This window comes from Thermogemmatispora tikiterensis (assembly GCF_003268475.1).
Lineage (GTDB): Bacteria > Chloroflexota > Ktedonobacteria > Ktedonobacterales > Ktedonobacteraceae > Thermogemmatispora > Thermogemmatispora tikiterensis.
This window is the reverse complement of the sequence record NZ_MCIF01000002.1, coordinates 354,215-362,574: the sequence shown is the minus strand read 5'-3', so window position 1 is coordinate 362,574 and position 8,360 is coordinate 354,215. Positions and strand designations below refer to the sequence as shown.

The window sequence follows — 8,360 nt, the reverse complement described above, 5'->3', positions numbered from 1 at the left end:
GGAGCGCTTCCAGCAGCTCCTCCACAAGAAGTGGCAACAGTGCGCTGGCACGGTCTTCGAGCAGACGGCCATTGTGGCCAATGCCTTTGGTGAACTGGTGGACTACATTGAACAGGCCCTGCACGAGTCAGCCACGCGCCGCCTTCAGCGCAGCTTGTTGGCCCGCCTCACCCGTCTCGACTGCTTCCCTCGACTCGCAGCTTTGTTCCAGGAGTGGCTAGAACAGCGAGCTGTCAGGATTCGCGAGGTCTCACGCCGTGCTGCCAGGGAATATGCAGACTCGGTCTTCAACCAGGCCAGCAGACATTTCAAGCATTACCGGGATCACTATGTCCACATCATTGAAGGGCACCTGGAACGTTTCGCCAAGGCGTATGTTGTCACAGCACTGCAAGCCTTCGTCCTGGGCTTCACTCTGGAAGAGATCGTTAATGATTTGGATGAGGAACGTGCTCTGACCCTGGCCAAGCGCATCTATGCCGACCTCCAAAGAGAGGTCGAGCAGCATGTGACAATGGTTCTGACGCTGTTGCTCGGCAAGCTGATGGCCCAGCGGCGTTTGATCTCAGCTCGCCTTGATCGCCGCACTGTTGAGAGCCTGACCAGGCGCTTTCTCCAGAAACATGGTTGGGACATCCTGCGACCGCTCATTGAGGAGACCGTCCTGTCTCTCTTCCTTCGCCAGTTCCAGCGCGAGGCCAGGAACAACCTTCAGCGTTGGGTTCGGTTGGCAAGCAGCCGCGAGGTCATCCGTCCGCTGAAGAGTCTGAGTACATTGGTTCCTGCTGAGTTTGAAGAGCAACTCTGCACCGCAGGCGTTCTCTTCGGCGCAACCCCCTTTCAGGAAGCACTGGACTGGGCAGCCCGTCGTTTTCTTGAGCCATGCTATCAGCAGCATCGCAAGGTCTTGCTCATCATCTCCGACGGCGCCTTTCCCTACACACAAGATGCCTTGATCACAGCCAGACTGTTAAAGCGACGCGGGGTTGTCATCATCAGCGGCCTGATTCATCGCCAACGGCTGCTTGACCGATTTTGCAGGAGGGCACCCCAGCATTGGCCTCCTGGAGCCAGATGCATGCTTGAGCTGGCCTCAGAGCTACCCGACGAGGAAGGCCAAACGGCCAGCCTCCCCCTAAACCCGGCCCCTTCTGGCAAGAAGTGCTGCTATCAGCTCAACCACGCCGACCTCTTGGAGCCTTTCCTCGATGGTCTGTTCACTGACTCTGTTGTCGCCGATGGCTGAGTCACACTGAATAGCTATTCATACGGCCACGGCCTCTTTCCCCATACGCCGCTTCCAGTGACGTTTGCGCTGGGGACGCCCTCAGCCCGAGTGGCCCCTGGTGGGCAGCCGCGAAGCGCCCTGAGATGAGCACAGTACTGAGCGGGCAGGTTGCCTGGCTATCTGTTCGCCAGCACGAAATCATCCTGGCTCCAACTGGCCAACCCTTCCCTCGCTTTCACGGGGCCTTGTCCCCCCTGACTCGCGCTCCTCCAGCACGGCGCCGCAGGTGAGAGCAAGAGCTCGCGATAGCGCTGGTAGCGCTCTTGATAGACAGCTCGACGCGCCCCAGGAGCCGTCACTGTCAGAACCAGTGAGCGCCACGCCTCCAGTCTCCTGGTACGCGCTGGTCCATCTCCTCAGCCCTGGCCGGCGGCGACCTGGCTGGTGGTGCCTCTATGTGGCTGCCACAGTGCTGGCCTGCTATGCCCAGCTCTTCAGTCTGCTGGTCTTCGGGCGCAGGTGGTGGCCGTCGTCGGCCTGCTCCTGCTACCCAGCGACTGGCGGGAGGATCTGCGGCGCTGCTGGCGAAGTCTCGGCGCTGCCCTGGTGATCTGCGTCCCTGCCGTTATCCCTCGGCTGCTCGTTAGTCGGCATGGCTCTCGCACGGGCTGGCTACCCATACCTCATCAGCATGACCTGCTGAACCTGGTTCCTTCATTGGTGGGGGGCGATGCCCAGCTGAGCTTCTCTATCCTGCTGGTCTGTGGTCTGGCGGTCATGCTGATCCCGTTGGCAGCGCTGCTGCTCTTCGGTCAGCCCGCTCCGCCGGCTGGGCAGCGGGACATGGCTGTGGATTTTCTGGTGACCAGTCGTGAGCGCCTGCCTCTGTTCTGGCTGTTGCTCTGCTGGTTTGCTCTTCCTGTGCTGATAAGCTTTGTTGTCTCACAGGGGTCGTTGCATCTCTTTTCGGCGCGCTATCTGGTGGTGGTGATTCCGCCGCTCTGCCTGCTGATGGCTCTGGGCCTGGTCTCGCTGCGCCTGCGTCTCCTGCAGGGGCTGTTCACGGTGCTCCTGCTGGCCCTGACGTTGATGACGGGCCTCGGCTATTACGGACATGCTCAGCTTGAGGACTGGCGCACCGCTGCTCTCTGGCTGCAGCATCATTACCAGCCGGGTGATGGCCTGGTCTGCTATGATACGATCCAGGGCTGTCAGACCTCGCTGGAGTACTACTTTGCTGCTTATCCCGTCAGCGGGGCTCACTTCACAGATGATGCGCCGGGCAATCTCCTCTCCTGGCAGACCAGCAGTGGCTTTGCGGCACCCGGCCGCTCCGCCGATGCGGCGCTCGACATTGCGGCCGTTGCCGCCTATGCGCGCCAGCATACCCGTCTCTTCTATATCGTGGGTCGGGTTCCTGACCAGCAGGGGGCCGAGCGTGTGAGCCAGGTCTTGGCCTGGCTTGACGCTCACTACCGGCTGCTGGGGCAGGTCGCGTCTGCCGGGCATATCAGTGTACGCCTCTACGCTGTGCTGCCTGTACCAGGGTCGGGGCGAACAGGCAGCGTTCGCCCGACTCCGGCTGTGGTGGGTGGGATGACGCGCGGTGAGAGCTGGTCGCGCCGCCCGCTCTGGCGCAGGGCGTGAGCATGTGGTCATAAGGAGCATAAGCTGGCAGGCCAGGGGCGCCGCTCCGCTCGGCCTGGCCTGCCAGTAAGGCAGCCAGCGAGGTGGCCAAAAGAGCGTTCACAGGACTGCGACCAGTTCAGCAGGCAGCGCGGCTACAAAGTGGCTGAGTGCCGAGGCCGCAAGCAAGCTGGCGCTCCCTAAGAGGGTCAGGAAGGGGAGGCGCCGGGGGATGCACGGCATTCCAGAGTCCGCTCGGTGCTGATCGCATAACAGACCACGCCATCGGCGGGCGATACTACTGACGCCCGCCTCTTTGACGAGAGGTGATGATTTCTCCATTCAAAGAGGCAGATGTCTCTGGGCCCTGAAGGAGGAATGAATCGTTTCATACTCCAGGGCCAGAGACATCACAGGGGAACGTCGTGATCGTGGACGGCTGACAGCTTCGCTCCGGCTAAGGCCGCTCTGGTCGGTAGGTGAGGACCACGACCCCAGAACTGAAGGTCCTGGTGTCGATCAGCTTCAGCGCCTTCATTCCGCTTCCCTCTCGGAAGAGACGCTTACCTCTGCCTACTACAATGGGAAAGACCATCAGTCGATATTCATCGATCAGGTCCAAGGACATCAGGCTGTGGACCAGTTCCCCACTGCCGAAAATCAACACATCCTGCCCTGATTGCTGCTTGAGCCGGGAGACTGCTTCCGTGAGATCGCCCGTGAGCAAGCTGGCATTCCACTCCATTTCTGAGAGCGTGGTAGAGACCACAAACTTAGGCAAACTGTTCATGCGCTCTCCATACGCCCCAGTTCCCTGCATGCTCGGCCAGCTGGCAGCAAATCCCTGGTAGGTCCTGCGTCCCAGAAGGAGTGCAGAGCAGTCAAAAAGCTCATCAAATTTATATTTTTGCGATTCTTCATTCGTAAATCGAAAAGTCCATTTTGGATCTTCAATAACGCCATCCAGAGATACAAACATCGAAGCGACAATGTTCGCCATCTTCATCTCCTGAAAAGGAATAGCACAGTCACGCACTTGCCAATCGCAAGCGTTCACCTCAAGTCATTCTCATGGAGCTCATCAGAAACGGTCAAGGCAGCCATTCATAGACCATGACGGCCAGGGCATACTGATCGCTGGCGCGCTGCGGCTGCCCCACCAACTGCTCTGCGCCATATAGACGGCGCTGCCTTCTGCTCCCGCGTCGGGCGTGAGGGAGGTGGCGAAGCTGGTGGTCAGCAACCCAATGCCGAAGTCGCTGAGCAGGCGGCGGCCTGCCCCGTCGAGCAGGACATTGGCGGGCTTGAGACCGCCGTGGATGACCCCGGCCTGGTGGGCGTACTGCAGCGCAGAGGCGAGCTGGCTGACGGCGCGCAGGACGGTGGACAAGGGCAGACGTGAGCCGTGGGGAAGGTGCTGGCGCAGGGAGCCGCCGGGGGCGCAGGCCGTCACCAGGAAAGGAAGCGAACGTTTGCGCTCGAAACCGAGATCGAGCAAGGGCACAATGTGGGCATGGCGCAGGCGCAGCAGGGTGCGGGCCTCGTTGAGGAAGGTCTGCAAGTCGGTCGGGGCAAGTGGGCAGGAAGTGAGGAGCTTGAGGGCTACCGGACTGGGAAGCGTCTGACGCCGATCCTCGGCAAGATAGACCTGGCCGAAGCCGCCAGCGCCGAGCAGATGGACGAGCTGATAGCGACCGAGAGGCTGACCGGAGAGATCCGGGAGCATCAGGCAGCACTCCTTTTCAAGCGACAGAGACGGCTCTGCTCAATCTCGTGTGGGGAGTCAGGCATGACGGAAGCAGTATAGCATGGGGCGGGGAAAAACGAGCAAGCCGTAGAACTGGCAGCCCACCATTTGTCAGTGGCGTAGCCGCCCAACTGCTGCGGCTGGCCCTGCCGGCCCTGGGATCACCATGCCTCTACGGATGGGGATGAGGCGGTATCTGCAGAGGCGCGCTAGCGGTCGGGCACGGAGAGAGGGCGCCCTCATGCCTCGGGGCTCGCTTGCACGGCATGAGGGCGTCCTCCGTGGCTTCAGCCATAGCGGAAGGACACAAAAAGGCTCTGGAACCTCTCGTATCCTTTATTTATATACCTCAACCATAGCTTCAATGGCCTGGCGAATCTCAACGGTCGAGTTACCCCAGTTAGCCGCCAGATAGTCATCGTTGGTGATAATCTTCAGAAACGTCTCGATCACTTCCTCCCGAGAGATCTTTGTGCCATCAAAAACCCAGCGGACGTTTCCAGGGCCATACAGAGCGGTGTCGCGCACCAGTTGGGATGTCACTTTACCGGTCGATTTCGTCAGCGTTTGATTTGTCCAGGACTTGAGTTCAATAGCTATAGCTTCTCCTGGATGAACCCTCGACCCACCTTCAACGACGACATCGATATATCTTGCCCAGGTTTCACCGCCTGCTGCGGTATCCAGGATTCCGGCAGGCCATTCAAACATCACCGAGGTCCCTTTCAAGCGGCCCAGGCAGTACTTCATGACAAAGCGCACCCCGACCTGAGTCTCACCACCTCTCGCCCATGAAGAGATGACGCGCTCGATGCCTGGACAGTTATAAAAGGCGTTGATAAAATCGCGAGTGGTATCTCCCGCTGCCATCAGTTGCCTGGCAAGTGTGGATTTTTCGCTGATATCCAGACCCGCTTTCTGTAACGCCTCCAGCGCCTCAGAGCTGAAACCCTTATCGAGCAGCCTGGGCGCAATGGCTCGTCCAGAGGCCAGAGCAGAAGTAGCCTGTGGTGCACCTGACAATGCCTGTCTGGCCTTTTCGATCTCAACAATTTTGGCCTCTATCTGCTCGGCGTTCTCCAAAGCCTGCCCGGCTTTGGAGGCCTCGACAAGCTTCTGCTCAGCCGCAGTCAGGGACTGCTCGGCCTGTTCAACCCTCGTCGCGGCCTGCTCCACTTCTCCGGCCCTAGCAAGCGCTTGCTCGGCCTGTTGAGCTTCCGCTATGGCGGTATCGGCTTCCTTGAGCGTTGCCTGTGCCAGCGCCGCTGGCTCTGATTCCGCGGCAATTTTAGCAGCCTGAGAGGCCGCCTCTGTGCCTTTAGCAAGAGGGCCATAGGCCATAATAAAGACATTTACTGTATTTAAAATTGCATCGGTGAGCGCCCCGCTGACCTGCCCCTCTAGGATGAGAGACGTTTCAGGAGTGACAGTGGCTTGCGAGGCCTGGGCCAGGTTCAGATACTTTTCCCAGCTTTGCTCTGCCTGGAAGAGGGCGATCCCTACACCTGCGGCCAGAAAGAAGGTAGCCAGGCCTCCTGTCGCTATCTCTGCACCGATCAAGGCGATCGCGGCCACAGCCGTTAATCCCAGGTTGGTCCAGAACTCCTTTGCTTGATAGTCGCCGATGGCCTCCTGGGCCGCCCATTTATAGATGGGATTGCTCCAGGGAAGACCCGAGGTGCCTGGTGGTGGCTCCATGCCGTTGTAGAGCTGCTGATGGATGGAGATCAGGTCCCGGCTATCGATCTCTCGTCCGATCTTGGGGATGGTCTCAGTGATCTTCTGCGAGACGCCTTGCAGCGCCTGACTGATGATAGCGCGCGCCTGCTCGGGACTCTCTTGCGCCACGCTACGCAAATCAGCTTGTCGATCCAGGCCAGCCATAGCAAAGAGCGCAGGGTACCGACTGGTCAGGGCAGTGATCAGGGCCACCGTTTTTTGATACTGCTTGTTGACCTCCTCCCAGGGTACCAGGGGGGTGTGCGCTTCTCCTACTACAGTCTCCCCTGGTTGCGGCCTCTCGGCCATGGCTGGTTTGTGCATGGGATCAAAGCCCACCGGAACCAGGTAGGAGAAGCCTTCCTCCGTCACCTCCACGTCATAGCCTACCGTAATCTGGCGCAGCTGCGCCTGCAGATCCTGGGCGCTAAGCAGTACCCGGGCAGCTTGCTGGATTTCCTGCAGCTCCTGGTCTTGCTGAGAGGAGGCGACGCGCTGTTGCAAGCCAAGCCGTTCGGTCTCTTTCTCGATGTAATCTTGATTCGTGCGGAGGTAGTAGCGTGCAATGGTCTCCACATCGGCCAGAAATTTCTTTTGTGCCTCCACAACCGCCGGCAATTTCTCCAGCTCTGCCCCGCGATCCACGCATTGTTTCCAGACGTCAAAATGAGCTGCGCCCACCTGCAACACGTTGTCGCCAAAACTCCTCCAGATATCTTCTAGCGCCCATTCATCAAATGGACCGACCCAGCCCTGCTGAAGCAAGATATTGATAAGCTGCAATTTCTCTTCCAGGGTTGCCGGCGAAAAGTCTGCAATCGCCTTCACGTCGCCCGGTTTTTTTGACTTGAGGGCCGCATCGATTTGCTCGCGCGGTGTAAGCGAAGGAGCGAAAAGCTTTTAAGGGTTCAGACTGAGGCGCTGGATCGAGTATGGCGAGCGATGGCTGATCTCCGCCATTGCTTCGCCGCTCGTGATCGCCTGAGCTGCCGCCTCCGCCTCGCGCTCCAGTGGCTCCCCAGCTTGGCTAATGGGCAGAGAGGTGAGCCTGCCTGGAGCAGAACCCGCTTTATCTCCTTGCTGAACGCTATGAGCCAGCTCATGCGCCAGCGTGGCCCGACCGGTGGGAGAATCTGGCTGATACGCTCCCGCCCCAAAATAGATATGCTGTCCAAGAGTAAAGGCGCGAGCCTCTAATGCAATGGCAACTGCATTAGATGACTGATCCGCATGCACACGTATTTTGCTAAAATCATGGCCAAAACGTGGCTCCATGAATGCGCGGACTGCCGTATCGAGAGGCTGCCCTTCAGCATTGCTCAGTATCGTATCAGCGCCAGGGAGCGCTACTGAGCATTCGTTGCTCTCTCGACTGAAACGAGGCTCGACATCCTCCCCCGGAGAGGGCTGTGAGAAACCTCCTTGAAAGCCCGATTCGCGGGAGGTCGTCTGGTTATCTTTCCTCTTGTGAGTTCGAGCGAGTTGCCCCATCGGACGCGCTCACCTTTCACCATATATGGATCAGCTATCACTCTCTGGCAAGGATGATATCACATGGTGTTCTCGTATCGTTCTATGGACGTTCTCTTGGCCCTCTGGAGATACGCCCCTTCCCACCCGCCTCCGTCTGCCTGGGCTCCTGCTCCTCGTGCCACCTGGCGGCGCCTGGTCCCTGCCCGCTCAGGAGGCCAACCGCCTCGCCTTCTGCGCGAGCATATCATGTTGAATGATGGCACCGAGGCCGGCGCCTGGCTGAGCGTGAGCGCCCTGATGCACGAGATCGCCCTGATGGGCGACCGCAGTGGAGGCCCGGGGGCGGCTGCACCACATCTGCTACTGGTACGGCTATCCGCAGCACCTCTCCGACATTGCTGATGTGCTGATGGAGAACGGGATTCAGATCGAGGTCGGGCCGGGCAAGCATGGCATCAGCCAGGCCTACTTTATGTATGTCCTCGAGCCGGGGGGCAATCGGGTGGAGCTGTTTGGGGATGCGGGCTACCTGATCTTTGATCCGGCCTGGAAGCCGATCACCTGGCA

The 8,360-nt window shown here is 59.4% G+C and carries 6 protein-coding genes and 1 pseudogene; 3 read left to right on the top strand and 4 right to left on the bottom strand.

The features are described from left to right. Together A4R35_RS01670 and A4R35_RS01665 are read left to right on the top strand one after the other, a co-directional pair. Positions 1-1,246 (top strand): VWA domain-containing protein (locus tag A4R35_RS01670; RefSeq protein ID WP_189361214.1); only part of this gene is annotated, 1,246 nt, incomplete at its 5' end. Positions 1,247-1,750: 504 nt separating this feature from the next. Continuing rightward, positions 1,751-2,875, top strand: coding sequence for a hypothetical protein (locus A4R35_RS01665; protein ID WP_112425931.1), 1,125 nt, complete (start codon positions 1,751-1,753; stop codon positions 2,873-2,875). A 436-nt stretch (positions 2,876-3,311) separates the two neighbouring features. On the opposite strand, the gene A4R35_RS01660 is transcribed toward A4R35_RS01665, so the two are convergent. From A4R35_RS01660 to A4R35_RS24560, 4 genes are all read right to left on the bottom strand, one after another. After that, positions 3,312-3,854, bottom strand: coding sequence for a dihydrofolate reductase family protein (locus A4R35_RS01660; protein WP_112425929.1), 543 nt, complete (start codon positions 3,852-3,854; stop codon positions 3,312-3,314). Positions 3,855-3,935: 81 nt separating this feature from the next. After that, the gene (locus tag A4R35_RS01655) at positions 3,936-4,580 is read right to left on the bottom strand and encodes a serine/threonine-protein kinase (protein WP_112425927.1); all 645 of its coding nucleotides are present in this window, start codon (positions 4,578-4,580) and stop codon (positions 3,936-3,938) included. Between the two features lie 357 nt (positions 4,581-4,937). Continuing rightward, on the bottom strand, positions 4,938-7,148 hold the full coding sequence (locus A4R35_RS01650) for a tetratricopeptide repeat protein (protein ID WP_112425925.1): 2,211 nt from the start codon (positions 7,146-7,148) through the stop codon (positions 4,938-4,940). A gap of 72 nt (positions 7,149-7,220) precedes the next feature. Beyond that, the gene (locus A4R35_RS24560; protein WP_112425923.1) at positions 7,221-7,811 is read right to left on the bottom strand and encodes an eCIS core domain-containing protein; all 591 of its coding nucleotides are present in this window, start codon (positions 7,809-7,811) and stop codon (positions 7,221-7,223) included. A gap of 213 nt (positions 7,812-8,024) precedes the next feature. Between A4R35_RS24560 and A4R35_RS01640 the strand changes: the two are divergent. Further along, a pseudogene (locus A4R35_RS01640) lies at positions 8,025-8,360 on the top strand (VOC family protein); the annotation flags it as partial.